This is a genomic window from Streptomyces sp. NPDC020747, from assembly GCF_044334695.1.
In the GTDB taxonomy this organism is placed as follows: domain Bacteria; phylum Actinomycetota; class Actinomycetes; order Streptomycetales; family Streptomycetaceae; genus Streptomyces.
Genome location: NZ_JBIRTJ010000005.1, coordinates 293,032 through 319,730 on the forward strand (window position 1 = coordinate 293,032; position 26,699 = coordinate 319,730).

The 26,699-nt window shown below is 70.8% G+C and carries 20 protein-coding genes; 9 read left to right on the forward strand and 11 right to left on the reverse strand.

What is annotated here, in order from left to right:
• Positions 1–20 precede the first annotated feature (20 nt).
• The 6 genes from ACH4YP_RS16495 to ACH4YP_RS16520 form a co-directional block, all read right to left on the reverse strand.
• Positions 21–938 carry a siderophore-interacting protein gene (locus tag ACH4YP_RS16495; protein WP_361059682.1) on the reverse strand — a complete coding sequence of 306 codons (918 nt, stop codon included), beginning with the start codon at positions 936–938 and terminating at the stop codon, positions 21–23.
• Positions 939–1,183: 245 nt separating this feature from the next.
• Entirely contained in the window at positions 1,184–2,233 is a 1,050-nt protein-coding gene (locus tag ACH4YP_RS16500) for an ABC transporter substrate-binding protein (RefSeq protein ID WP_361059679.1), read from the reverse strand.
• Positions 2,234–2,396: 163 nt separating this feature from the next.
• Positions 2,397–3,563, reverse strand: a complete 1,167-nt coding sequence (locus ACH4YP_RS16505; protein ID WP_398490955.1) for an acyl-CoA dehydrogenase family protein — start codon at positions 3,561–3,563, stop codon at positions 2,397–2,399.
• A gap of 5 nt (positions 3,564–3,568) precedes the next feature.
• Positions 3,569–4,525: a hydroxymethylglutaryl-CoA lyase gene (locus ACH4YP_RS16510; protein WP_398490956.1), complete on the reverse strand. Its 957-nt coding sequence runs from the start codon at positions 4,523–4,525 to the stop codon at positions 3,569–3,571.
• On the reverse strand, positions 4,522–6,468 hold the full coding sequence (locus tag ACH4YP_RS16515) for an acetyl/propionyl/methylcrotonyl-CoA carboxylase subunit alpha (protein WP_398491077.1): 1,947 nt from the start codon (positions 6,466–6,468) through the stop codon (positions 4,522–4,524). The genes ACH4YP_RS16510 and ACH4YP_RS16515 overlap by 4 nt, the downstream gene beginning before the upstream one ends.
• Before the next feature lie 28 nt (positions 6,469–6,496).
• Entirely contained in the window at positions 6,497–8,113 is a 1,617-nt protein-coding gene (locus ACH4YP_RS16520) for a carboxyl transferase domain-containing protein (RefSeq protein ID WP_398490957.1), read from the reverse strand.
• Positions 8,114–8,289: 176 nt separating this feature from the next.
• Here ACH4YP_RS16520 and ACH4YP_RS16525 point away from each other — a divergent pair, with 176 nt between their 5' ends.
• The 6 genes from ACH4YP_RS16525 (at position 8,290) to ACH4YP_RS16550 (ending at position 14,196) form a co-directional block, all read left to right on the forward strand.
• The gene (locus tag ACH4YP_RS16525) at positions 8,290–8,883 is read left to right on the forward strand and encodes a TetR/AcrR family transcriptional regulator (RefSeq protein ID WP_361059665.1); all 594 of its coding nucleotides are present in this window, start codon (positions 8,290–8,292) and stop codon (positions 8,881–8,883) included.
• A 109-nt stretch (positions 8,884–8,992) separates the two neighbouring features.
• Complete coding sequence (locus ACH4YP_RS16530; protein ID WP_269647303.1) at positions 8,993–10,150, forward strand: acyl-CoA dehydrogenase family protein; 1,158 nt, start codon at positions 8,993–8,995, stop codon at positions 10,148–10,150.
• 68 nt (positions 10,151–10,218) lie between these two features.
• Positions 10,219–11,091 carry an acyl-CoA thioesterase II gene (tesB, locus tag ACH4YP_RS16535; protein WP_361059662.1) on the forward strand — a complete coding sequence of 291 codons (873 nt, stop codon included), beginning with the start codon at positions 10,219–10,221 and terminating at the stop codon, positions 11,089–11,091.
• Positions 11,092–11,740: 649 nt separating this feature from the next.
• Positions 11,741–12,622 carry a helix-turn-helix domain-containing protein gene (locus tag ACH4YP_RS16540; RefSeq protein ID WP_398490958.1) on the forward strand — a complete coding sequence of 294 codons (882 nt, stop codon included), beginning with the start codon at positions 11,741–11,743 and terminating at the stop codon, positions 12,620–12,622.
• Between the two features lie 60 nt (positions 12,623–12,682).
• Positions 12,683–13,267 carry a DUF6932 family protein gene (locus tag ACH4YP_RS16545; protein WP_398490959.1) on the forward strand — a complete coding sequence of 195 codons (585 nt, stop codon included), beginning with the start codon at positions 12,683–12,685 and terminating at the stop codon, positions 13,265–13,267.
• Positions 13,264–14,196: a hypothetical protein gene (locus ACH4YP_RS16550; protein WP_398490960.1), complete on the forward strand. Its 933-nt coding sequence runs from the start codon at positions 13,264–13,266 to the stop codon at positions 14,194–14,196. The genes ACH4YP_RS16545 and ACH4YP_RS16550 overlap by 4 nt, the downstream gene beginning before the upstream one ends.
• Before the next feature lie 224 nt (positions 14,197–14,420).
• Here the strand turns inward: ACH4YP_RS16550 and ACH4YP_RS16555 are convergent, their stop codons facing one another.
• Both ACH4YP_RS16555 and ACH4YP_RS16560 read right to left on the reverse strand, forming a co-directional pair.
• Positions 14,421–15,230, reverse strand: coding sequence for a phosphatase (locus ACH4YP_RS16555; RefSeq protein ID WP_361059657.1), 810 nt, complete (start codon positions 15,228–15,230; stop codon positions 14,421–14,423).
• 260 nt (positions 15,231–15,490) lie between these two features.
• Positions 15,491–17,131, reverse strand: a complete 1,641-nt coding sequence (locus tag ACH4YP_RS16560) for a PucR family transcriptional regulator (protein WP_398490961.1) — start codon at positions 17,129–17,131, stop codon at positions 15,491–15,493.
• Between the two features lie 253 nt (positions 17,132–17,384).
• Here ACH4YP_RS16560 and ACH4YP_RS16565 point away from each other — a divergent pair, with 253 nt between their 5' ends.
• From ACH4YP_RS16565 to ACH4YP_RS16575, 3 genes are all read left to right on the forward strand, one after another.
• Positions 17,385–18,863 carry a sodium:solute symporter gene (locus ACH4YP_RS16565; protein ID WP_398490962.1) on the forward strand — a complete coding sequence of 493 codons (1,479 nt, stop codon included), beginning with the start codon at positions 17,385–17,387 and terminating at the stop codon, positions 18,861–18,863.
• 74 nt (positions 18,864–18,937) lie between these two features.
• Entirely contained in the window at positions 18,938–19,906 is a 969-nt protein-coding gene (speB, locus tag ACH4YP_RS16570; protein ID WP_398490963.1) for an agmatinase, read from the forward strand.
• Positions 19,903–21,588 carry a thiamine pyrophosphate-binding protein gene (locus ACH4YP_RS16575; RefSeq protein WP_398490964.1) on the forward strand — a complete coding sequence of 562 codons (1,686 nt, stop codon included), beginning with the start codon at positions 19,903–19,905 and terminating at the stop codon, positions 21,586–21,588. Before speB ends, ACH4YP_RS16575 begins: the two co-directional genes overlap by 4 nt.
• Before the next feature lie 79 nt (positions 21,589–21,667).
• Here the strand turns inward: ACH4YP_RS16575 and ACH4YP_RS16580 are convergent, their stop codons facing one another.
• From ACH4YP_RS16580 to ACH4YP_RS16590, 3 genes are all read right to left on the reverse strand, one after another.
• The gene (locus ACH4YP_RS16580; protein WP_361057020.1) at positions 21,668–23,155 is read right to left on the reverse strand and encodes an FG-GAP and VCBS repeat-containing protein; all 1,488 of its coding nucleotides are present in this window, start codon (positions 23,153–23,155) and stop codon (positions 21,668–21,670) included.
• A 178-nt stretch (positions 23,156–23,333) separates the two neighbouring features.
• Positions 23,334–24,137 (reverse strand): endonuclease I family protein, encoded by an 804-nt coding sequence (locus tag ACH4YP_RS16585; RefSeq protein WP_398490965.1) that lies wholly within the window; start codon positions 24,135–24,137, stop codon positions 23,334–23,336.
• 239 nt (positions 24,138–24,376) lie between these two features.
• Positions 24,377–26,653: an ArnT family glycosyltransferase gene (locus ACH4YP_RS16590; RefSeq protein WP_398490966.1), complete on the reverse strand. Its 2,277-nt coding sequence runs from the start codon at positions 26,651–26,653 to the stop codon at positions 24,377–24,379.
• Positions 26,654–26,699: the final 46 nt, after the last annotated feature.

Sequence of the window (26,699 nt, forward strand, 5' to 3'; positions counted from 1 at the left end):
TCTCCCGTCACTTCACCCCGTCACTCGCCTCGCTCGCGGAGTTGCTCCTCGCTCAGTCCGCGCCGCCAGTAGCCGACGAAGGTGACCCGCCTGCGGTCGATCTCGCGCTCCCGCACGAGGTGGCGCCGCAGCGCCTTCACACACCCGGACTCGCCCGCGATCCAGGCGTACGGGGCCTGGGCGGAGGGGAGTTGGGCGGCGCGGATGGCTTCGAGGGCGAGGGGGGTTCCGTCGGCTTGGGGCTCGTTGGGGGGCTCGTCCTGTGTGTTGCCCGGTATGGCGTCGCGCATCTCGTCGCGTACGAGCCAGGTGATCTCCGCGTCCGCCGAGGTGGTGGGCTCGACGCGGTCGCCGGTGTGCGGGACCTCAAGCCAGACGCGGGCCTTCGTCCCGGCGGGCAGCGTCTCCAGGATGGCCGAGGCGGCGGGCAGGGCCGTCTCGTCGGCCCAGATGACGATCAGGTCGGCGTCGGCGGGCGGGCGGAACCGGATCGCCGTGTTGTCGGCGACGGACGGGCCGAGCAGGACGGCCCGGTCGCCGGCCCCGGCGTCCGCGGCCCAGCGGGAGGCCGGGCCCGCGGGGGTGGCGGCGCCGGGTTCCGTGCCGTGCAGCACGAAGTCGATGTCGATCTCGGTGGTGGCGCCGCTCGCGTCCTGGCGCAGGGCGCGCAGGGTGTACGAGCGCATGACCGCGCGGACGTCTTCGGGGGTGTCGATCCAGGCCTGGCGCCAGCCGTCGCCGTACTCCATCGGCATGACGGGGACCTGCTGGCCCGGGCGGGGGAGGAAGAGCGAGAGGCTCTGGTCCCGGCCGTCGGAGGCGAAGGCGCGGAGGTCCGGGCCGGTGAAGGTGACGCGGACGAGGGACGGGCTGAGCCGCCTCGTCCGTATGACCTGAAGGGTGAAGAAACGGAACGGGGCGGCTACTGCCGTTGGCATGGTTCTTGCTCCCGAGTTTGCGTCAGGGGGCGGGGTCGCTGCGCGGAGTGGGGGTTGTGTGCGGGGTGCGGGTGGGTGAGGGCTGGTCGCGCAGTTCCCCGCGCCCTAAAAGATTGCGCAGTTCCCCGCGCCCCTGAAGGGGTGGCGGTCGGTTCGCACAGTGCGGGTCGGCCTGGGTTGCTCGCGCGGTTCCCCGCGCCCCAAAAAGACTGCGCAGTTCCCCGCGCCCCTTGCAGGGCCGCCGGTCAGGCGACCTTCTTGGCCTTCTCTATCGCTTCGGCGAGGGTGTTGAGCATGGGGGTGCACTTGTCGTAGGAGAGGATCGGCTCCGGGGTGCGGGGGATGACCTGGTCGGCCTTGACCGCGGGGAGCTTCTTCCAGGTGGCCTCGGTGATGTCGGCCGGCTGGATGGTCGCGGTGCGGTCGTCCATCATGATGATGTCCGCCGGGTACTTGTCGACGTTCTCCCAGCTCAGGTTCTCGAACCAACCGCCGCTGGCCTTCAGGGCCTTGGCGGAGGGCTCGACGATGTTCACGCCGAGGGCCTTGAAGTACTCCAGGTCGATGGAGAGGTTCGAGCCGGAGACGTAGAAGATGTCCTGGCTCGCGGAGCCGACGAGGACCTTGATCTCCGGGCGGGACTTGGCGGCCTTGCGCAGCCGCTCGGCGGCCGTCTCGAAGTTCTTCTTCGCCTCGACGGTCTTGGCGGCCTTCACATCGGCGCCGAGCGACTCGGCGAGCGCGAGCATGCGCTCCAGCGGCTTGGGCAGCTGGCGGTCGTAGACGGAGATGCCGACGCTCGGGGCGAGCTTGAGGATCTTGTCCTTGGACTCCTCGGGGACGTACCAGAGGGTGCCGGCGTCGTCGAACATCGTGGAGAGCAGCACGTCGGGGGCGAGCCCCGCGTACTTCTCGATGTTGAACTCGCCCCACGCGTTGCCGAGGATCGTCACCTTGCTGATGTCCATGTCGCCGGCCTGGACATCGGCCTTGCCGTCCTTCGTCTTCGTCGGACCGAAGACGCCCTTGACCTCGATGCCGTAGTCGTAGAGGGCGGCGGCGACACCGGTGAACGCGACGATATTGGCCGGGACCTTGTCCAGCTTCACCGTCGTACCGCGGTCGTCCTCGAAGCTCCACGGGCCCGACGCGGCGGCGCTTTTCGTCGCGTCCGCCGAGCCGCCGCTCTTCGAGTCTTCGTCACCACAGGCGGCGAGCGCGGCACCGAGACCGAGGGCGCCACCGGCGGCGAGGATGCCGCGACGGGTGAGGTGGGTGACACGGGCGTTGGACATGGCGTGGCTGCTTTCGAACAGGGCGGATGACCCACCGGACAGTGCGAAAGGTAGGTTAGCCTAACCTCACTATCTGTCCAGGGAGTGGGCCTCACCTGCGGAAATGCCGAAGGCGGCCCGCAAACGCCCTTGTGAGCCGCCTGTGACCCGAAGGGGAGAGAGGTCAGCCCGCCAACCCCAACTCCCGCGCGATCAGCATCCGCTGTACCTCGCTCGTGCCCTCGCCGATTTCCAGGATCTTGGAGTCGCGCCACATGCGGGCGACCGGGTACTCGTTCATGAAGCCGTAGCCGCCGTGGATCTGGGTGGCGTCGCGGGCGTTGTCGACGGCGATGGTGGAGGAGTGGAGCTTGGCCAGGGCCGCCTCCTTCTTGAAGGGTTCGCCCGCGACCAGGCGGGAGGCCGCGTCGCGCCAGGCGAGGCGGGCCGTGTAGGCCTTCATCTCCATGTCCGCGATCTTGAACTGGATCGCCTGGTTCGCGCCGATCGGGCGGCCGAAGGCGTGGCGCTCCTTCGCGTACTTCAGTGATTCGTCCACGCAGCCCTGGGCGAGACCCGTTGCCAGCGCCGCGATGGCGATGCGGCCCTCGTCGAGGATGCGGAGGAACTGCGCGTAGCCGCGGCCCTCGGAGCCGAGCAGGTTCGCCGCCGGGACGCGGACGTCGGCGAAGGACAGTTCGCGCGTGTCCGAGGCGTTCCAGCCGACCTTCGAGTAGGGGGCCGCGACCGTGAAGCCGGGGGTTCCCGACGGCACGATGATCGAGGAGATGAGGGGCTTGCCCGCCTCGGTGCGGCCGGTCACCGCCGTCACCGTGACCAGGCCCGTGATGTCCGTCCCCGAGTTGGTGATGAAGCACTTGGTGCCGTTGATCACCCACTCGTTCGTCGCCTCGTCCAGCCGGGCCGTCGTACGGGTCGCGCCCGCGTCCGAGCCGCCGTCCGGCTCGGTGAGACCGAAGGCGCCGAGGATCTCGCCCGAGCAGAGGCGCGGGAGCCACTCCGCCTTCTGCTCCGGCGTTCCGAAGAGGTGGATCGGCATCGCGCCCAGCGATACGCCCGCCTCCAGGGTGATGGCCACCGACGAGTCGACGCGGGCGAGTTCTTCGAGGACGATGCCGAGGGCCAGATAGTCGCCGCCCATCCCCCCGTACTCCTCCGGGAACGGCAGCCCGAACAGGCCCATGCGGCCCATCTCGCGGACGATCTCGTACGGGAACTCGTGGCGCTCGTAGAAGTCGCCGATCTTCGGGGCCACGACGTCGTGCGCGAAGTCGGCCACCGTACGGCGCAGTTCGTCGAGTTCGGGGGAGAGGCGGTGGTCGAGAGGCATGGGGATCACTCCTGGTGGGAGAGGGCACGGACGGTGCGGGACGGGCTGGGTCGGCCCAGTTGTTCGGCCATCCACACGCTGGTGGCGGTGAGACGGTCGAGGTCGACCCCGGTGTCGATGCCGAGGCCCGTCAGCATCCACACGAGGTCTTCGGTGGCGAGGTTGCCGGTGGCGCTCTTCGCGTACGGGCAGCCGCCGAGGCCGCCGGCGGACGCGTCCACCGTCGTGACGCCGTGCTGGAGCGAGGCCAGGGTGTTGGAGAGCGCCTGGCCGTAGGTGTCGTGGAAGTGCACGCCGAGGGTGGGCGTGGGGATGCCCTCTTCGTCGAGCGCGGTGAGAAGCCGGCCCACATGCCCCGGGGTCGCCACGCCGATCGTGTCGCCCAGGCTCAGCTCGTCGCAGCCCATGTCGAGGAGCGCCCGGCAGACCCGTACGACCTGGGGAACGGGCACCGGTCCCTCCCACGGATCGCCGAAGCACATCGACAGATAGCCGCGCACGTGGGCGTCCTGGTCCTTGGCCCGTCGGACCACCGGCTCGAACATCGCCAGCGCCTCGTCCACGGTCCGGTTGAGGTTGGCCTTGGCGAAGGACTCCGTGGCACTGGCGAAGACCGCGATACGGGTCGCGCCGAGAGCCAGCGCCCGGTCCAGGCCCCGTTCGTTCGGTACGAGGACGGGGAGGGATGTGCCCGAGAGGTCGGCCAGGTCGCGGACGAGGGGGAACAACTGCTCCGCGTCTGCCAGTTGGGGCACCCACTTGGGGTGGACGAAGCTCGTCGCCTCGATGGTGCCTAGACCCGCGTCGGCCAGCCGCCGTATGAACTCCGCCTTCGTCTCCGTCGGGACGGTCGCCTTCTCGTTCTGCAGTCCGTCGCGGGCGCCGACCTCGTGGATACGGACGCGGGCCGGGAGCCCCTCGGCCGGTACGGGCATGGGCAGTCCGAGTTCGGGGGTGGTCATGCCTTCTCCTCCTGAGGTTCCTCGCCCGGCGCGACGACGGCCAGGATCTGGTCCATGGCGACCGTCGTGCCCGGGGTGACGTCCAACTCGGTGACGGTGCCCGCGTGCGGGGCGGAGACGACGTGCTCCATCTTCATCGCCTCCACCACCAACAGGCTCTGCCCGGCGGCCACTTCGTCCCCCACGGCCACCTTCACGACGGTGACGGTTCCGGGCATGGGGGCGGTGAGGGAGTCCGCCCCGGCGTGCGCGGTTCCGGTGAGGGAGGCGGCGACCGGATCGTGGTCGCGGACGTGCCAGGTGTCGCCGTCCCGGCCGAGCCAGTCGCCGGCCCGGTGGAAGGTGTGGAGTACGCCGTCGAGGGTGACGGAGACATGTGTGGGGGTGACCTCGGCGCCCGGCTGCGCCCGGAGAGTGACGGGTTCAAGTCCCGTCACTCGCAGGTCGAAGGCCGGCACCGCCGGTTCACCGCCGAGCCGCCAGCCGCTCGGCACGGAGAACGGGTCGGTCCAGCCGCTGCCGGCAGGGGCCAGCGCGTCCAGGCGGACGGCCGCGGCGGCCTCGTACACCTCGGGCGGCACCGAACCCGAAACCAGCCCCTCCACCTCCCGCTCCACCAACCCCGTGTCCAACTCCCCCGCGACAACCGCAGGATGACCCAGCAACCTCCGGAGGAAACCCGCGTTCGTCCGCACCCCCAGCGTCACCGTCCCCGCCAACGCCCCGCGAAGGCGTCGCAGCGCGGTCGCTCGGTCCGGCCCGTAGGCGATCACCTTGGACAGCATCGGGTCGTACAGCGACCCGACCTCCGTGCCCTCGGACAGCCCCGAGTCCGTGCGGATGCCGTCGCCCTGGGGTTCGTGCAGCCGCAGGACCGTACCGCCGGACGGCAGGAACCCCCGCGCCGGATCCTCCGCGCAGATGCGGGCCTCGACGGCATGCCCGGTCAGCGTGACGTCGTCCTGGGCGAACGCGAGCCGCTCACCCGCCGCCACCCGCAACTGCCACTCCACCAGGTCAACGCCCGTGATCATCTCGGTCACCGGATGCTCGACCTGGAGACGCGTGTTCATCTCCATGAAGTAGTACGAGGACGGGTCGACGCCCGGCACGATGAACTCGACCGTGCCCGCCCCCGAGTACCCGCAGGAGCGGGCCGCCTGGACCGCCGCCTCGCCCATCGCGGCGCGGGTCCTCTCGTCGAGGAACACGCTCGGCGCCTCCTCGATGATCTTCTGGTGGCGGCGCTGGAGGGAGCACTCGCGCTCGCCGAGATGTACGACGTTGCCGTGGCCGTCCGCCAGGACCTGGATCTCGATGTGCCGGGGCCGGTCGACCCACCGCTCGACGAGGAGCGTGTCGTCGCCGAAGGAGGCCCGCGCCTCCCGCCGCGCGGCGGCGATCTCGTCGGCCAGCGAGGAGGCGTCCCGCACGAGCCGCATGCCCTTGCCGCCACCGCCCGCCGACGGCTTCAACAGCACCGGCACCCCGATCTCCCGCGCGGCGGCGGCCAGTTCGGCATCGGACAGCCCGCTGCCGGACGAACCCGGCACCACCGGAACCCCGGCCGCCTGCACCGTCTCCTTGGCGCGGATCTTGTCGCCCATGAGCGAGATGGCGTCCGCCGGAGGACCGATGAAGACGAGCCCCGCGTCGGCGCACGCCCGCGCGAAGTCGGCGTTCTCCGCCAGGAATCCGTACCCGGGGTGCACCGCCTGCGCGCCCGTCCGCGCCGCCGCCTCCAGCAGCCGCTCCGCCGACAGATAGCTCTCGGCGGCCGGCGCCGGACCGATCCGGACCGCCGTGTCCGCCTCGCGCACGTGCCGGGCGTCGGCGTCCGCGTCCGAGAAGACGGCCACCGAGCGGACGCCCAGCGACCGGAGCGTACGGATGACCCGTACGGCGATCTCGCCCCGGTTGGCCACAAGCACCGTGTCGAACATCGTCGTCCGTTCCCTCACGTCCGTCCCCTCACATCCGGAAGACGCCGAACTGGGGGTCACCCAGCGGGGCGTTCGCGCAAGTCGTCAGAGCCAGCCCCAGCACCTGCCGGGTCTCCATCGGGTCGATCACACCGTCGTCCCAGAGCCGGGCCGTCGCGTAGTAGGCGCTGCCCTGGCGCTCGTACTGGGCGCGGATCGGAGCCTTGAACTCCTCCTCGTCCTCCGCCGGCCAGGACTCGCCGCGCCCCTCCAACTGGTCGCGCTTGACGGTCGCGAGGACCGAGGCGGCCTGTTCGCCGCCCATGACCGAGATCTTGGCGTTGGGCCACATCCAGAGGAAGCGCGGGGAGTACGCCCGTCCGCACATCGAGTAGTTGCCCGCGCCGTACGACCCGCCGACCACCACCGTCAGTTTCGGTACGCGGGTGCAGGCCACCGCGGTCACCATCTTCGCGCCGTGCTTGGCGATGCCTCCGGCCTCGTACTGACGGCCCACCATGAAGCCCGAGATGTTCTGCAGGAACACCAGCGGGATGCCGCGCTGGTCGCACAGCTCGATGAAGTGGGCGCCCTTCTGGGCGGACTCGGAGAACAGGATGCCGTTGTTCGCGACGATGCCGACCGGGTGGCCGTGGATCCGGGCGAAGCCGGTGACGAGGGTCTGCCCGAACTCCGCCTTGAACTCGGCGAAGCGCGAGCCGTCGACCACGCGCGCGATGACCTCGCGCACGTCATAGGGGGTGCGGGAGTCCACCGGCACCGCGCCGTACAGCCCGGCGGGGTCCACCTTCGGCTCGATGCCCTGGGTGACGGACCAGGGGAGGGGGCCGCGGTCGGGGAGGGTGGAGACGATGGTCCGTACGATCCGCAGCGCGTGCGCGTCGTCCTCCGCGAGGTGGTCCGTGACGCCGGAGACCCGGGAGTGGACCTCGCCGCCGCCCAGCTCCTCCGCCGTGACGACCTCGCCGGTGGCGGCCTTCACCAGGGGCGGACCGCCGAGGAAGATCGTGCCCTGGTTCCGCACGATCACGGCCTCGTCGCTCATCGCCGGGACGTACGCCCCGCCGGCCGTGCACGAGCCGAGGACGGCCGCGATCTGCGGGATGCCGGCCCCCGACATCCGGGCCTGGTTGTAGAAGATCCGCCCGAAGTGCTCGCGGTCGGGGAAGACCTCGTCCTGCATGGGGAGGAAGGCGCCGCCCGAGTCCACCAGGTACACACAGGGGAGGCGGTTCTCAAGGGCCACCTCCTGGGCGCGCAGGTGCTTCTTCACCGTCATCGGGTAGTACGTGCCGCCCTTGACCGTGGCGTCGTTGGCGATCACCACGCACTCGCGGCCGCTCACCCGGCCGATCCCGGCGATGACGCCCGCGGCCGGGGCCTGCCCCTCGTACAGCCCGTCGGCCGCCAGCGGGGCCAGCTCCAGGAAGGGCGAGCCGGGGTCGAGGAGCGTGTCCACGCGGTCGCGCGGCAGCAGCTTGCCGCGGGCGGTGTGCCGGGCGCGGGCCCGCTCACCGCCGCCGAGACGGGCCGCGGCCAGCTTGCGCCGCAGCTCGTCGACGAGCGCGCGGTGCGCCTCCTCGTTGGCCCGCCAGGCCTCCGCCGCGGGGTCCCCCGCGGTCGTCAGCTCCGGTGCCTCGTGCATTCTGCGGTCCCCTCACCCGGTGGTCACCGGTTCCTGGACCGAGGTCACCGATCCGTGAACCAAGCTGTCGTCGGCCCATGAGCCGAGTTGTCGTCGGCCCGCGAACCAAGTTAATGAGCGTTAACGCGTTTCCTACAGGTTAACGATCGCTAACCTCCCTGTCTAGAATTGCGGACATGGCCACGAGAACCGACGCCCCCACCCGCCGCGAGCAGATCCTCAAGGAGGCCGCGCGGCTCTTCGCCGAGCGCGGCTTCCACGGGGTCGGGGTCGACGAGATAGGGGCGGCGGTCGGCATCAGCGGCCCCGGCCTGTACCGGCACTTCCCTGGCAAGGACGCGATGCTCGCCGAACTGCTGGTGGGGATCAGTGAGCAGCTGCTGACCGGCGGCAAGCGCCGTCTGGCGGAGTCCGACGGGAATCCCGAGGCGCTCCTCGACTCGCTCATCGAGGGGCACATCGACTTCGCGCTCGACGACCGCCCCTTGATCACCCTGCACGACCGCGAGCTGGACCGCCTCCGGGACAGCGACCGCAAGCTGGTGCGGCAGCTGCAGCGGCAGTACGTCGAGCTGTGGGTGGACGTGGTCCGGGAGGTCTGTCCCGGGCTGGCCGAACCGACGGCCCGCTCGGCGGTGCACTCGGTGTTCGGGCTGCTGAACTCCACCCCCCACCTGGGCCGCCCCGGCTCCCTCCCGGGCCGCGCCGGCACGGCGGCACTGCTGCACCGGATGGCCAGGGGCGCCTTCGCGGCCGCCGCGGCGGCGTGACGAGCGTTACGGGGTCGGTCCTCTGGACGCTGCCGCCTACTCGCCGGTACGGTGAGGTTCTGAGCAAGCGCTTAGATATGGACTCATGAGCCAGGTGGAGGTGGCGGCGGTGCGCCGTACGGTGTTCAACGAGGATCACGAGGCGTTCCGGGAGACCCTCCGGGCCTTCATCGAGGCCGAGGTCGTTCCCGTCTACGACGAGTGGTTCGCGGCCGGCCAGGCGCCGCGCGACTTCTACTACAAGCTCGCCGAGCTGGGCGTCTTCGGCATCCGCGTGGACGAGGAGTTCGGCGGCGCCGGCATCGACTCGTACAAGTTCGAGGCCGTGATGTACGAGGAGACCGCCCGCGCGGGTGTCTCCTTCGGCGGCTCCGGTGTGCACGTGCTTCTGGGCCTGCCCTACATCAAGGCGCTCGCCACCGACGAGCAGAAGAAGCGCTTCCTGCCGAAGTTCGTCTCCGGCGAGGAGATGTGGGCGCTGGCGATGACCGAGCCGGGCACCGGCTCCGACCTCGCGGGCATGAAGACCACCGCCAAGCTCTCCGAGGACGGCTCGCACTACGTCCTCAACGGCGCCAAGACCTTCATCACGGGTGGCGTGCACGCCGACAAGGTGATCGTCTGCGCCCGCACCGCCGCGCCCACGGCCGAGGACCGCCGCTTCGGCATCTCCCTCTTCGCCGTGGACACCAAGTCCGAGGGCTACTCGGTGGGCCGCAAGCTCGACAAGCTCGGCCTGAAGACCTCCGACACCGCCGAGCTGGCGTTCGTCGACGTGAAGGTGCCCGTCGAGGACCTCCTCGGCGAGGAGAACAAGGGCTTCTACTACCTCGGCGGCAACCTGCCCTCCGAGCGCTGGGGCATCGCCTTCGGCGCGTACGCGCAGGCCGCGGCGGCCGTCCGGTTCGCCAAGGAGTACGTGCTGGAGCGCACGGTCTTCGGCAAGCAGGTCTCGCACTTCCAGAACACCAAGTTCGAACTGGCCGCCTGCCAGGCCGAGGTGGACGCCGCGCAGGCCGTCGCCGACCGCTCCCTGGAAGCGCTGGACGCGGGCGAACTCAGCCCCGCCGAGGCCGCGTCCGCGAAGCTGTTCTGCACCGAGGTCGCGCACCGCGTCATCGACCGCTGCCTCCAGCTGCACGGCGGCTACGGCTTCATGAACGAGTACCCGATCGCCCGCCTGTACGCGGACAACCGCGTCAACCGCATCTACGGCGGCACCAGCGAGATCATGAAGTCGATCATCGCCAAGGACATGGGCCTGTAGGCCCCGGAAGCACCCGAGAGAACGTCCGAGAAAACATCCGAGAAATCACCGCACGGTAGAACTGGCACATGAGTCAGGCACTTGAGGCCCTGCTCGATCTGCTCGACCTTGAGCAGATCGAGCAGGACATTTTCCGCGGCCAGTCCCGGTTCGCCGTCGTCCCCCGCGTCTTCGGCGGGCAGGTCGCCGCGCAGGCACTGGTCGCCGCGGGGCGCACGGTCCCCGACGACCGGTTCGCCCACTCCCTGCACGCGTACTTCCTGCGCGCCGGTGACCCGGGCGCGCCGATCGTCTACACCGTCGACCGGATCCGCGACGGCCGGTCCTTCACGACCCGCCGGGTGGTCGCCGTCCAGCACGGACAGCCGATCTTCCACCTCTCCGCGTCCTTCCAGACGTACGAGGAGGGCATGGAGCACCAGGCCGACATGCCGGCCGCGCCCGATCCCGAGACCCTGCCGACGGCGGCCGAGCTGCTGCCGAGGTACATGGACCTGTACCGCGAACAGGGCGTCCTGGAGCGGCTGTTGGAGGCGCGCGAGGCCGTCGACCTCCGCTATGTCGACGCGCCGCCGTTCGCCAGCGTCGGCGAGGCCCGCGAGCCGCGCTCCCAGGTGTGGTTCCGCGCCAACGGCAAACTCGCGGACGACCCCCTGCTGCACGTCTGCCTCGCCACGTACGTCTCCGACATGACCCTCCTCGACTCCGTGCTGCTCGCCCACGGGCGCGGCGGCTGGGTCACGGGGGACGTCGTCGGCGCCTCCCTGGACCACGCGATGTGGTTCCACCGCCCGTTCCGCGCCGACGAATGGCTCCTGTACGACCAGGAGTCACCGTCCGCCTCCGGCGGGCGGGGCCTCGGCCAGGCCCGCATCTACACCCAGGACGGGCGCCTGGCGGTCACGGTGATCCAGGAGGGCGTTGTACGGGTTCCTCGTTGATCCTGGGCCTGGGCCCGGTCCTGGGCCTGGGTCTGGTCCTGGTCCAGGGGTGGTGAGGTCAGCTCCTCGACGCGGACGCCACGAAGTCCGCCCATGCTTCCGGCGCGAGCGCGAGCCGAGCCCCGTCCACCTCCCTTCACTCCGGGCCCCACCTCTTCGGGGCCCGGCCCGACGAGAACAGCACACGAGGTGCCGCAGCGGCACCGGTACTCGGACCCCGCCACCTCAGTGGCGGCAACTGTCCGCAGAGTCCCAACGGACGTCACCGAAACACCAGGTCACGGCCCTGGATCCTGGGACTCAGCGCCCAATTGTCAAGCCCGGCGCCGAGCCGTGCCCCGCACCACGACAGTGGCCGGACTCGACCTGGCATCGCACTCACCGAAGGCTGAGGGCGTGTGCTCCGGTGGGCCTGGCGCTCTTTCCAAAGAAACACGCGACGGAAAGAAACCCCACCAAGCCCCACCACTCCCGCCCGCGGCGGGCGCTCACTCGGGCGAGTGAACATCACCAACTCGGCTGGCTTCGGGACAGGTTGGCTGCTCTACGCTCAGCGCGGCACCACACAACCGCAGACATGCGACGGCCCCCGCCGGGACGGCAATCCCAATGCGAGGGCCTGACCACCGAGGAAGGCTTCAACTTCCTGATGGATACGCAGAACCCTAGCGTGCGCCCGCACGCCCAGACTCGTACCGCGGGCAAAAGCCACCAGCCCCGGAGCGTCCGCGCGAACACCCACCCGGGCGGCGGCATCGTGCACGACAACTCCCGCCACACCACCCGTTTCACGGTGGTCGGCAACCACCTCGCCCAGCACCCGGAGCTGTCCGGGCTGGCCATCGGACTCGGCGTCCACATCCAGTCGCTGCCCACCGGCGCCCGAGCCGACATCAAGACCCTCGCCGCCCGCTTCCCGGAGGGTCCGACGCGTATCGCCGCGGCCCTGCGTGAATTGGAGACCCACGGCTACCTGCGCCGTACCCGCGAACGCACCGAGAGCGGCCGGATCGTCTCCCGCACGGTCTCCTGCAACCAGCCGGGCCGACACGGGGACGCGCCTGACGACGAATCCAAGGGCCCAGCCAAACCTCCGGCCAGACCCCCGGCCCGGCGGGCGGCCGAGCAGCGGAAGCAGACCCCACGCCGCGCCCTCCCCGCCGTACCGAAGCCCGCGTACGCCTCCCCGACCCTCCTCCAGACGGCCATCGACGCCGAACACCTCGCCCCCGGAGTCGCCGCCTGGCTGGAGCGAGACCTCACCCCGACCGCCGTACGCCACGCCCTGACTTACGACCTCCCACCCGAGCCCCTGCACCGCCCGGCAGCCCTCCTGGCGCATCGCCTCACGGCCCAACTCCCGCCGCTACCGCCCTACCGCGCTCCCGAACCGCCCCCGTCGGTCAGACACCCTCTGCGCAACTGCGACCGCGCGTTCCGGGGTCCGGAGCCCGGCTGCTGTCGTGCGTGCTCATCAACGGGCGCATTCTCCGGAATCCACAGCGTTGCCGAGGCGGTAACGGCAAGATGACCCGCGCTGCCCGGCCATGACCGCTATGGGGACGTTCACCCTCACTCGACAGGACCTCACGTGCTGCCCTCTTTCGCCGCGAACGGATACCTTCCGTTGGGCCGGTACTCCATCTCCTTCGACGAGGCGGAGGAGATGCTGGTCAGTGCCCCCGAGTTCGAGGACTCCTCAACTCGTACAGAACTGTGGGACGGCTTCCACGCCTATCTCGACCCATTCCTGACGCTTGAGGACACCTACGCGGGTGACCTCGGAGGTCTTCCCCTGATCCACAGGCTGTGGCTCGGCGGCAGCTTCGTCAGTACCAAACTCGACCCCGGGAACATCGACGCCACTGTTCTGGTCGACACGCGTGCCGAGCGTGTCGTACGGGGTAAGCCGGGCTCGAAATGGCTGACCACCGCCTTTCAGAGCCGGGCCAGGATGAGGGAGAAGTTCGGCGTCTCGCCGCTGCGCATCGGGTACAGACCCGTTGCGCAAATCTTCGAGCCGGATCGTTTCACTCCCGACGAACGGACATACTTCACACAACGGGGTGTGTGGGACGACTGGTGGCAGCGCTGTCGACTGCACGAAAAGGACGACCGCTCACCGTCCGAAGAGAGTGCCGCCCCGGCACGCGGTTACCTGGAGGTGCGACTGTGACCGGCGACAGCTGGCGCGAGCGCAGGCGCGCGCTCACGGGGGACGATCCCGCCGAGACGGAGCGTGCCGCACGGCTGCTCGACGCGTTGGGGATCGAGGGCCGGGACAACGAGGAGATCGAGGCCGAACATCGCGCGAGCCGCCTGGCTGCGGCACGCGAGTACGCTCCGGACGCCCGACTCGAAGAGGAACTCCAGCTCCGATTGACCGGACCGGACGCTGACGGCGGCGCTCTCCGGTTCGAGTGGGGTGACGCGCTACTGGAACCCGTGGAGCACATGGTCTCCGTGGCCGCAGGTACTCCCGTACGGCTGGAACTCACAGGCATCTCCGTCGGCAGTACCGTCGTGCATGCGCGCCCCGTCACTGTTCCCGCTGACTCAGCCGCACCCGACGGCCTGGACGTCTCCGCGACATCGGCCGCTGCCACAGGGCTCGGCACTCTCACCACACTGCTCGACGCCCTGGAATCGGAGCGCGACGTTCGTGAATGGGTGAAGCTCTTCGACGCGGTCGAAGCCGTGTCCCGGGCGCTGAGCCGATACGAACTGAACCTCGGGGTGACCTGGTACGACGCCGAAGGTGGGTTGCGCCGCGCCCAGCTGACCGAGCGGGGCAGGCACTATGTGAAGCGGCTCCGGGAGACAAAGGACCGCGACCAAGAGATCACCATCTCCGGCAGGGTCACCGAGCTGCGGGAAAGCGGCTTGGTGAAAGTGAAGACAGGCACCGCGAAGAACGCACCTGCCTACGATGTCCGCTTCGAAGAGCCCGGGGAACTGCTGCGCATGCGCCCAGGCTTGGGAGACAACGTCCATTTCCGCGTCCGGTTCCGGCAGCAGTTGGACTCCATGGGCATCGCCCGGTCCACCGAGTACACCTACCTGGGCCCGGCGGCGGAACAGACCGCACTCCCACTCGAACCGTAGACGCGAGCCATGCCCGGTACGGGAAGCGTCGTCACTCCGGCCTGACCACGAACGCCCGCACCCCCACGCATCCGCATCCCCTGTGGAGGAGTGAACCGTAGATCGTCGCCTGGCAGTCGCTCTGCCCGCTCAACCGCGTGACCACGCCGTGCCCTCCCTGTGGGCCGCCCGTTCGTGCAGGTGACACTGGCGAACAGCAGCCGGGACGCCGTGCGGCGAAGGGCTCAGTCGGTGTCCGTGTCGGATTCCGTGAGGCCCGCCGCGTCCAGGAGGTATGCCGTCATCGGGTCGTAGTGGCGGGGGCTTGTGACGTGGTCGTCCATGGGGATCGTCACCTGGACCGTGCCCTCGGACTCCGCGAGGAACAGGGCCGGGTCGTTGCAGTCCGCGTAGCCCATCGAGTCGACGCCCAGCTGGCCCGCGCAGCCCGCCCAGCCGTGGTCGGCGACGACCAGGTCGGGCAGCGGGCGGCCCTCGCCCTCCAGGGCCTTCAGGATCGCGCGCATCGGCTCGCCCGAGTGCGTGTGCCACAGCGTCGCGCCGTGCTCCAGGACCGCGACGTCCGCGAACTGGAAGACGTAACCCTCGTCCGTGGTCAGGCCGTCCGGGATCACGACGATCTCGCAGCCGGCGGCGCGGAGGGCGGCGGCGGTGGCGCGGTGCACGTCCAGGAGACCACCCGGGTGGCCCGTCGCGAACAGCACCCGCTGCTTGCCCGCGGCCGCCTTGCGCAGCCGGCCCGCCATCCGCTCCAGCGCGTCGACCGTCAGGTCCGGGTCGATGGTGTCCTGGCCGTAGCGGTACTCCGGGTCGTCGTTCACGCCGCACCGCTCGGCCATGACCGCCAGGACGTCCTGCTCGTCGGTCCAGCGGTCGCCGAGTTCCAGGCCGAGCCAGTAGTTGCGGTCGCCGTTCGCCAGCTTGCGGTAGTGGGAGAGGTTGTTCTCGCGGGGGGTGGCTACGTCGCCCGCGATACGCGTCCGTACGAGGTGGTCAACGAGGTCGGCGCGGCTGGGGGGCACGGGTATCGGCATGCCCCCATTCTGCCGGTGCGCTCCGCCGGGTGGCGCCGGTGTATCGAACCGTGGGACATGGGTCACTCGGGGTTTGGGGTGGGGGTGGTGTGATTCCGTGGGGCGGCCGGGATTCTCGCCCCCGCCGCCCCTACCCATTCCCGTCACTTCCTCGGGGGCTCCGCCCCCGAACCCCCACTCCTCAAACGCCGGAGGGGCTGACTACCAGCCCGTCCGGCGTTTGAGGACGAGCGCGCCAGCGCGATGGCGGGGGAGCGCTTTTACGCGTGCCGCAGCGCGAACCAAAGCTCCATGCGGACGTCCGGATCGTCCAGGTCCGTCGACAGCAGGGTCGCGCAGCGGGCGATGCGCTGGCGGACCGTGTTGCGGTGGACGGAGAGGGCGACCGCCGTCCGGTCCCAACTGCCGTGCAGGGAGAGCCAGGTGCGGAGGGTCTCCGTGAGGGCGGGGTTCGCGGCGACGGGGGCGAGGACCGTACGGGCGTGCGCGGCGGCCTCGTCCGGCGGGACCAGGTCGGCGAGGCCCGGATGTTCGCCGTGGCGGACCAGACGGGTGCGGGTCGCCCTCGCGCGCGCCAGGGCACGTGCCGCCTGCGTGTCCGCGGACGCCCACTCGTGCGGGCCGACCTGGGCGCTCACCCCGCACGTCCAGCCCGGCTGAGCGGCGAGTTCACGGCGACCCGCGGGCACGAGTACGCGTACGACGTCACCGTCCACGTCCACCAGCGCCGAACCGAGCGTCGCCCCCAGCGCGGACGCGGCGACGGCGTCCGGCGCCGGACCGTCCGGCCGGGCGTGCACCACGACCCAGCGCTCACCCCCGCCCAGCAGCGGCGCGACCTTCTCCGGCGCGGCGCCCAGCAACAGCCGTACCAGGGCCGAGGAGCGGGCGGCGCCCGTGCTGCTCTGGTGCTCCCCGGTGAGGAGGGAGAGGAGCACGGCCCCCACCGACGCGATCGTGTGGTCGCCGGGATCGCGGCGCGGGGCCGCCACGCCGAGCACGAAGCCCTGCCCGGTGCCGAGGGCGTACGCGGCGAGGTGGACGCCGGCGACGGTGTCACTGGCGGAGGAGGGAGCGGGGCCCCCGCCCCCGCTCAGACCCCCGCCCCCACTCAGACCCCCGGCTCCGGCCCTGGCCCTGGCCCCGGCTCCAGCCCCGGCCCCGGTGGCCGGCCGCACCACCGCCACCAGCCCGGCCAGCGCCCCGCTCACCTCCGTGCCCGAGCCCACAGTCGAAGCCGCCCCCGAGCGCAAGCCCCCGCCCTCGCCTCCCGGCATCCGCCCCGCCGAAGCCACCACCCCGCCGTCCGGGGCGTACAGCGCGGCCCTGCCGCCCACCCGCTGGGCGAGTTGGCGCAGGACCGACGGGACCGGGTCCGGGCGGGCCGCGGCGGCGGCCAGGCTCTGCTGGGCCTCCGTGACACGGCGGAGTTCGGTGTGGCGGGCCTGGGCCATGAGCTGCCAGACCGCCCGGGCCACACCGGAGAAGGTCGTGCGGGGCGGGACCTCCACCAGCGGCAGCCCGTAGTCGTCGCAGGCCACGACCAGGGCCCGCGGGACCGTGTCGTGCACCGGGGCCACGCCGAAGCCGAGGGCGGTGCCGCCCGCCTCGACGATCCGGGACACGTAGTCGTCGAAGTAGGTGCCCGAGCCCGCCGCCTCCGGCACATGCACCCCCGCCGTGAGCAGCAGCTCGCCGCCGAGCAGATACGGGTACGGGTCCGCCATCTCCGAGGTGTGCGCCCAGTGGATCACTGTGGCCGAATCCCGTGGCCCAGCGATCTGCCGCAGGCCGAGGTCCTCCCGGGCCAGCAGTGCGGCGAGAGGGACGGGAGGTGTGGGTGGGACAGCGGGGGCGGGGCCTGGAACGGCGGAGTCCGGCATGGTGGACGTTTCCTCCATCGGATCCGGTGACTGTGGATGAAACGTACACTTCTTCGTTGCTTTCCGGCCACCTAGGGTCGTCCCCACCGGAGGCCGCGGGTACGGGCGGATGTCCCCGCGAACCGGCCACGTGAACACGCCGCGCCAACACGCCACGCCAGCACGCCGTGCGAAGTCGCCCCGCGAACACGTGAGCCGTCAGTCACCGGCGAACTCCATCGCTCACCCCACCCGCACGACACGCCACCGAACGCGCGAAGAGGAGCCCCCAATGGCCGTCGACTACACAGTGATCGTCGTCTATCTGGTCGGCATGCTGGCCGTGGGCTGGTGGGGCATGCGCCGCGCCAAGTCCAAGAGCGAGTTCCTGGTCGCCGGGCGGCGGCTCGGCCCGACGATGTACTCCGGCACCATGGCCGCGATCGTCCTCGGCGGCGCGTCCACCATCGGCGGCGTCGGCCTCGGCTACCAGTACGGGCTCTCCGGCGCCTGGATGGTCTTCACCATCGGCCTCGGACTCCTCGCCCTCTCCGTCTTCTTCTCGGCCCGCATCGCCCGGCTGAAGGTCTACACCGTCTCCGAGATGCTGGATCTCCGGTACGGCGGCCGGGCCGGTGTCATCTCCGGCGTCGTCATGTGGGCGTACACCCTCATGCTCGCCGTCACGTCGACCATCGCGTACGCCACGATCTTCGACGTCCTCTTCGACATGAACCGCACGGTCGCGATCGTCCTCGGCGGCTCGATCGTCGTCGCGTACTCGACGCTCGGCGGCATGTGGTCGATCACCCTCACCGACATGGTGCAGTTCGTCGTCAAGACCATCGGCGTGCTGCTGCTCCTGCTGCCCATCGCGGTCGTCAAGGCCGGCGGGTTCAGCGAGATGAAGGCGCAACTGCCCACCGAGTACTTCGACCCGCTGGGCATCGGCGGCGAGACGATCTTCACTTACGTGCTGATCTATACGTTCGGCATGCTGATCGGGCAGGACATCTGGCAGCGCGTGTTCACCGCGGGGAGCGACCGCACCGCCAAGTGGGGCGGCACCGTCGCGGGCACGTACTGCCTGGTCTACGCGCTCGCCGGTGCCGTCATCGGCACGGCGGCCAAGGTGCTCTACCCGAAGCTGGGCAGCGCGGACGACGCCTTCGCGACCATCGTGAAGGACGAACTGCCGGTCGGTGTAAGGGGGTTGGTCCTCGCCGCCGCCCTCGCCGCCGTGATGTCCACGTCCTCCGGAGCCCTCATCGCCTGCGCGACCGTCGCCAACAACGACATCTGGTCGCGGCTGCGCGGAGCCGTCGCCGGCGCCTCCGACGCCACTCCTTCCGACGAGGAGCGTGACGAGGTCAGGGGCAACCGTGCCTTCATCCTCATCATGGGCGTCGCGGTGATCTGTACGGCGATCGCGCTCAACAACGTCATCGAGGCCCTGACCGTCGCCTACAACCTGCTCGTCGGCGGTCTCCTCGTGCCCATCCTCGGCGGTCTGCTCTGGAAGCGCGGCACCGCCCAGGGCGCCCTCGCCGCCGTCGCGGTCGGCGGCCTCGCGGTGATCGGCCTGATGGCGTCCTACGGAATCCTCGCCAACGAACCCATCTACTACGGGCTCCTCTCGTCCCTCGTCGTCTACGTGATCGTCTCCCTGGCCACCCCCGCCACCGACCCGGCGGTCCTCGCCGCCTGGCGCGAGCGGCTCGCGGGCCGCGGCTCCGAACCCGTGTCCGAATCAGTTCCGGCTCACCAGTAGAGTCGGATAAGCAGCGCATACGCGACGAAGCGTGCAAACCGCGTGTGAACCGTAGGAAAGAAGGCATTGCCCCCATGAGCAGTCACGAGACGCCCCGCGGCCCCGTCGACTCGTCCCGCGTGCCGCGGTTCGCGGGCCCCGCGACCTTCGCCCGGCTGCCCCGGCTCGACGAGGTCGGCACCACCGACGTCGCCGTGGTCGGCGTGCCGTTCGACGCGGGCGTCTCGTACCGGCCGGGGGCACGCTTCGGCGGCAACGCGATCCGCGAGGCGAGCCGGCTCCTGCGCCCGTACAACCCGGCCCAGGACGCCTCGCCCTTCGCCCTCGCCCAGGTCGCGGACGCCGGTGACATCGCCGCGAACCCGTTCAACATCAACGAGGCCGTGGAGACCATCGAGGGCGCCGCCGACGAACTCCTCGGCACCGGCGCCCGGTTGATGACCCTCGGCGGCGACCACACCATCGCGCTGCCACTGCTGCGCTCGGTCGCCAAGAAGCACGGCCCGGTCGCGCTGCTCCACTTCGACGCGCACCTCGACACCTGGGACACGTACTTCGGCGCGGAGTACACCCACGGCACCCCGTTCCGGCGGGCCGTCGAGGAGGGCATCCTCGACACCGAGGCCCTCTCCCACGTCGGCACGCGCGGCCCGCTCTACGGCCGGCAGGACCTCACCGACGACGAGAAGCTCGGCTTCGGCATCGTCACCTCCGCCGACATCTACCGGCGCGGCGCCGACGAGGTCGCCGACCAGTTGCGCCAGCGGATCGGCGACCGCCCGCTCTACATCTCCATCGACATCGACTGCCTCGACCCGGCCCACGCGCCCGGCACCGGCACCCCCGAGGCGGGCGGCATGACCTCCCGCGAGCTGCTTGAGATCCTGCGCGGCCTCGCCTCCTGCCACCTGGTCTCCGCCGACGTCGTGGAGGTCGCCCCCGCGTACGATCACGCCGAGATCACCTCCGTCGCCGCGTCCCACACGGCGTACGAACTGACCACGATCATGTCCCGCCAGATTGCAGAGGCCCGCGCGAAGTGACTCACGACCACGACCTGGTGCTCCGCCCGACGGAGGCGCAGACCTCCGCCGCTCTGAACCCTCCTCCCGGCCGCAACGGCGGAGACCTGGTCGTGGAGACGCTGGCGGCGCTCGGCACGACGACCGTCTTCGGCCTGCCCGGCCAGCACGCGCTCGGCATGTTCGACGCGCTGCGCCGCTCCGACCTCCGCTACATCGGCCTGCGGGTGGAGAACAACGCGGGGTTCGCGGCGGACGCGTACGGCCGGATCACGGGCGAGGCGGCGCCGCTGCTGCTGTCGACGGGCCCGGGCGCGCTGACCTCGCTCGCCGCCCTCCAGGAGGCGGCCGCGGCCTCCGCCCCCGTCCTGGCGATCAGCAGCCAGATCCCGACGGCGGGTCTCGGCGGCGGCCGACACGGCTATCTGCACGAACTCCCCGACCAGTCGGCCTCGTTCAGGGGTGTCGTCAAGTCGGTCCACACGGTCCGTACCCAGTCCCAGATCCCGTCCGCGATCGAGGCGGCCTGGAAGTCGGCGCTGACGGCCCCGCACGGGCCGGTGTGGGTCGAGATCCCGCAGGACGTACTGCTGGCCGGGACGACGATCCCGGTGGTGACGGGCGGCGACGCCTTCCCCGAGGAACTGCCCCCGCGCCCCGAACTGACGGCGGTAGCAGCCGACTTGCTGTCCCGCGCGGAACGCCCGGCGATCATCGCGGGCGGGGGAGTCGTACGGGCGGACGCGTCGGGCAAGCTGAAACAGCTGGCCGAAGCACTGAACGCCCCCGTGGTCACCACGCCCGGCGGCAAGGGCGCGTTCCCCTGGACGCACCCGCTGTCCCTCCAGTCCTGGATCGAGGACCGCCACACCACGGACTTCCTGGAGGACGCGGACGTACTCCTGGTGGTCGGCTCGGGCCTCGGTGAACTCTCCTCGAACTACTACACGTTCAAGCCCCGCGGCCGGGTCGTCCAGATCGAGGCCGACCTCGGCAAACTGGAGTCCAACCACCCGGCCCTCGGCATCCACGCGGACGCCCGCCTCGCCCTGTCGGCCCTGCTCGAAACCGTATCCGTACGGGAGGACGCGACGGCAGTCGACCGCGTACGGACCGTGCTCGACCTCGTCCGCGAGCGCATCGACGCCCAGGAACTCACCCTGGAACAACGGGTGTTGGCCGCCGTCCGCGAGGCACTGCCCGACCGATCGGCCAGCTTCTGGGACATGACGATCCTCGCCTACTGGGCCTGGTCCGCCTTCGACGCCCGCCGGCCCAACACCATGCACTCCGCCCAGGGCGCGGGCGGCCTCGGTTACGCTTTCCCGGCGGCCATCGGCGGCGCGGTGGCCGACCCGACCCACCCCGTCCTCGCGGTCTCCGGCGACGGCGGCGCGCTGTACTCCATCGCCGAACTCGCCACCGCCAGGCAGCACAACCTCGACGTGACCTGGCTCATCGTCGACGACGGCGGCTACGGAATCCTGCGCGAGTACATGACCGACGCGTTCGGGCAGTCCACGGCGACGGAACTCTCCCGCCCCGACTACGTGGCACTCGCGGAGTCCTTCGGCGTCCCCGGCGTACGGACCACTCCCGAATCCCTCGCCGACGACCTCGCCAAGTCCCTTGCCGCGCCCGGCCCTTCGGTGGTCGTGCTACCGGCGCTGCTGCGGATGTTCGCGCCGACGCATCTGGACTGAAACCCGCGTACCTGAGCCGGACATGACGGTGGGGCAGCACTCGGCCGCCCCACCGACCCCCGTTGTGCAACTGGCTTGCTCAGCGCAGGAACGACCCGAAGTGGGCGTCCGTGGCGGGCGCCGAGAGGTCGTCGGCGCCGAACGCGAACGACGACGTGGCCGTGAGACCGCTCGCCGTGCCGCGCAGCACCCAGACCGCGCCGTTCTCGCTGTTCTCGGCCGTGGAACCGGCCGCGAGGTCACGGTGGCCGTCGCCGTTGACGTCCACGAGCGCGCTGCTCACGCCGAACTGGTCGTTGTTCTCGGCGACTCCGGGGACTCCGGCGGTGTTCTGGTGGAACGTCTGCGTTCCGGCGCCGGTGACACCGGAGGCGCTGCCCGGGACGAGGGCGATGGAACCGGCGTCCGTGAGGTCGCTGAAGTCCTCGCCCGGGATGCCGAGCGCGATGTCGGCGAAGCCGTCACCGTTGACGTCCGCGACGGAGACCGTGGTGCCGAGGCCGTCGTCCTCCTCCTCGACGCCGGGGAAGCCGGCCAGGTCCTGGGTGAAGGTCTGGACGCGGTCCCCGGACAGACCGGAGGCCGAACCGAGAGCGAGCTGCACCTTGCCGTTCCAGTCGTTGCCGACCACGACGTCGTCGAACCCGTCGTTGTTCACGTCCCCGATGGCGGTGTCCGTGCCGGTCCCGTAACCCTCACCGGGGACCCAGCCGCGGGTGAAGCCCGTGGCGCCGCCGCCGAGCAGCAGGCGGTTGCTCCAGACACCGTCGCCCTCGTACCGCCACGCGACGATGTCGTCCTTGCCGTCACCGTTTACGTCGCCGGAATCGGTGGAGGTGATGGGCCCGCTGATCGAGTCGCCGTCCTCCTCGCAGCCGCCGTTGGTGACGCAGGTGGCGTCGTCGGCCTCGTAGCCGTGCCACAGGGACTTGTCCAGGACGGGCAGGGTGGCGGTGGGCGTTCCGGCGCGCGTGATCGGGCCCTTCCACACGGCGGCGTCGCCGCTCGGTGCGTCGTCGCCCTGGTTCTCCTGCTGGGCGAACAGCGCGAGGTCCGTCTTGCCGTCGCCGTCGAAGTCACCGGTCTGGGGGGACTGCCCGTACCCGGCTATCGCCGTGCCGCCGGTGAGTCCGGAGGCGGAGCCCCACATGATGACGGAGCCCGCGGTGCCGCCCGCGATCACCAGGTCGCTGAAGCCGTCGCCGTCCAGGTCGCCCTTGGTGAAGGTGGACCCGAAGCGCTGGCTCGCGGTGGCGGAGCCGGGAACGCCGCTGGTGGAGCGGCTGACGAGCTTCTTGTTGGTGGCGGAGACGCCATTGGCGGAGCCGTAGGTGACGGCGACGTAGCCCGCCTTGGTCTTGCTGGAGATCGTGGCGTCCGGGGCGGCCACGACCAGGTCGCCGTAACCGTCCCCGTTGAAGTCGTCCTCGGAGGCCGCCGAACCGGTGGCGGCCGAGGCCGAGGCCCCGGTGAGGGCCAGGGCGCCGAACCCTCCGGCGAGCAGTACCGCGGCTGCCAGGGGTGCGGTGAGGCGCGCGGTACGGGTTCTGCGGTGTGCTCGGGACATACGGGGAACCTTTCGAGTCGGTCTGTTCCTCCACGCGGAATCTCGCGTTCAGGTAGTTCGACTCGGTCCGGGCGCCCCCAGTTGTACGCCTCGATGTCATGGATTTGTAACCGAGGAGACGGGTGTGGCGCTGAACTCCCCTTCTGTCACAGGGAGTTCAGCGCGGGTCACCGTCGGTCTACCAGATCGCCTCGACCCACTCGGGGTGGTCGATGAACGGGTTCCGGTTGCCCTGGTAGTCCGAGTAGATGAGCTCGTTGCGGCGCTCTTCGGAGGCGCTGGGCGGGTCCGCCTCGTTCCACTGCTTCAGGACCGAGAGGCGGCCGTGGAAGGGGACGCTGCCGTTGGTGACGGCGTCGTTGGGCTCCAGGTCCTCCCAGGCGTCGTCGCCCTCGTAACGGACGGCCATGTAGAGGATCATGCGGGCCACGTCGCCCTTGACGGCGCTGCGGGGCTCGAAGGAGTTCGAGTCGGTGAGGCTGCCGCCGCTGTTGGTGAAGCTGCTGCCGCCCGTGTCGAAGTCCTTGTTGCCGCGGATGCTGTTGACCTGGACGTCCTCGGGGCGCAGGTGGTGCAGGTCCGTGCCGGGGCCGGCCGAGGTGCCGAAGTCGCCGTGGGACTGCGCCCACACGTGCTCGCGGTTCCAGTTGCCGGTGTTGCCGCCGTTGAGCGTCTTGCTCCGCGAGATGCCGGAGTACAGCAGGACCACGTTGCTGCTGTTGTTCGGGTCCTGGTCGGTGACCTTGAGCGCGTTCCAGACCGCGGAGTACGAGATCGTGGTCTGGTCGCTGATGATCGAGTGCAGCGAACTCTTGAGGGCCGTGCCGGTCTTGCCGATCGCGCCCGCGTAGTACGTGTCGTCGTACGCGGTGGTCGTCGCCGCGGCGGGGGTCGCGGCGACCGTCGGGAGCGTGAGGCCGACGAGGACGGCGGAAACGCCTACCGCCAGCGCCTTCCAACTGCCTTTGTGCGCAACGGACATGGGGGTGCCCTTTCCCGGGAACGGACACGCGCCGGGGACGCGGGATCCTGATCGACGGGTCCGCGTTCTACGCGTGTTGACACTTCGGTCAATCGGGAGCGTGACATGGACATGGGGTCACTCGTGTAACCAGGAGGAGGCGTTTGTGTGACGTTCTCGCATACGGCGCAACCCCTGGCCGTCGCCGGTCCAGGGGCTGCGTGACGCGAGGGTTCTCCCCGATCGGGGGAGGGATTGCCCTAGTTGACGTCCGATGCGTCCAGGCGGTAGAGCGCCTGGCTGTTCTGGGAGTTGGAGCTGTCGGAATCGGAGTCGGTGGCGGACTCGGACGACGCGTCGCCGTACTCGCTCGCCTTCACCGCCGTCGCGTGTTCCTGGACCCAGGCGGTCACCTCGGAGCCGGCGCTGTCGCCGCCGCCCATGCCACCGCCGCCTCCGCCCATGCCACCGCCGAGCACGATGTAGTGCAGTTCGCCCTTTTTCACGAGTTCCTTGAGCTTGGCGAGGGTCATGGCCTTGTCGCTGCCGGACCAGCCCCACATCGAGATGACGGGCTGCTTCGTGCTGACGATCAGCTGGGCCGCGCTCTGCGAACTGGACACCGCCACCAGCCACTTGGCGCCGTCGCGGTGCTTCTCCAGGTACGTGACCATCGCGCTGTCGGCGCCGCCGCCGGGACCGCCGCCCATGCCACCGCCGCCACCCGTGCCGCCGGGCCGGGAGGTGGCGTCGCCGCCCTGCCCGCCGGTGCCGGAGGCGCCGTTCGGCGGGGTGCCGGTCTGGCCACCGCCCTGCTCCTGGCCGTTGGGGGCGCCACTGGGCGGGGTACCCGTCTGTCCGCCGGCCGGGGCCTCGCCACCGGCCTGCTGTCCGCCCTGCTGCTGGCCGCCCGGTGCCTGGCCGCCACCGCCGCCGCCGGGGAAGCCGCCTCGGCCGCCACCGCCACCGCCACCCCCGCCGGGTCCGCCGCCCATGCCGCCACCCGTGGTGGGGCCGGCCGTCGGGTTCGTACCGTTCATGCCGCCGCCCGAACTCGCGGTCACCGAGGCCGCGTACGCGGTCGGTCCGGCGAGGGAGGCGGCGACGGCCGCGGTCAGGGCGACGGCGAGCAGCCGCACGCGCCGGCCCGACCGGAAGAGGAGGAGTCCGACGATCGCCAGGACCATCACCACGGAGACGGTCGGCCACAGCCAGGAGTTCCAGTCGGAGGCCCGGCGCAGCAGCACCACGGCCCAGACGCCGGTGGCGGCGAACGCGACGGGCAGGACCCACAGCCACTTCTTGTCGGTCCGGAAGGCGTGCAGGAGCATCAGCCCGCCGCCTCCGCACAGCGCCGCGATGCCGGGGGCCAGGGCGGTCGTGTAGTAGGGGTGCATCGTGCCTTCGGCGAGGCTGAAGGTGAGGTAGTGCAGCGCGGTCCAGCCGCCCCACAGGACCAGCGCGGCCCGCGTGAGGTCCGTACGGGGGGCGCGGCCACGCAGTGCGAGACCGCCGACGAGTGCGATGGCGGTGAAGGGGAGCAGCCAGGAGATCTGGCCGCCGAGCACCTCGTTGAACATCCGGCCGATCCCGGCGGTCCCGGAGAAGCCGCCTCCGCCACCGCCTCCACCGCCGCCGTTGCCCTCGCCGCCGAAGACGCGGCCCAGGCCGTTGTAGCCCATGATCAGGTTCCAGGCGGTGCCGTCCGTCGAGCCGCCGATGTACGGCCGGTCGGCGGCGGGCACCAGCGACACGGCCGCCGCCCACCAGAAGCTGGAGACGGCGAGGGCGACCGCGGCGACGGCGAGGTTGCGCCCCCGGCGCAGCAAGCCTCCCTGGGCCGCGTACAGGTAGACCGCGAAGACGGCGGGCAGGGCGATGTACCCCTGGAGCATCTTGGTGTTGAAGGCGAGGCCGAAGCAGACGGCCGAGCCGACGAGCGGCAGCAGCCTGCCGTTGTGGACGGCGCGCAGGGCCAGGGCGGCGCCCGCGACCATCAGGAAGACGAGCAGCGTGTCCGGGTTGTTGTCGCGGTTGATGGCGACGGTGATCGGGGTGAGGGCGAGCACGAGCGCGGCGACGGCCGCGGCGCCATGGCCCCAGACCCGCTTGACCGACGCGTGCAGGATCCAGATCGTGCCGAGGGCGGAGGCGACCAGCGGCAGCATCATCTGCCAGGTGCCGTACCCGAGGACCCGGCAGGACAGCCCCATCACCATCAGTACGAAGGGGGGCTTGTCGACGGTCATGAAGTTCCCCGCGTCCAACGACCCGAAGAACCACGCCTTCCAGCTCTGCGTACCGCTGAACACGGCGGCGCTGTAGAAGCTGTTCAGGCTGGACGAGGAGAGATTCCAGGAGTACAGCACCCCGGCCAGCACCATGATCGCGACCAGCGCGGGAAGCGACCAGCGGGGTGGCTTCCCGGGCCGCGCGCCGGTCTCGGCGGGAGGCGGGGAGGAGTCGGCCCGGTCTGCCGCGGGGGCGGCCGGGGAGGCCTCGGGGGCGTGGGGGTACGGATCGGTGGCAGATGTCACGCGTGCATCGTGCGAAAGCGGTGTGGGCGAGAGCTGTGGTGAACCT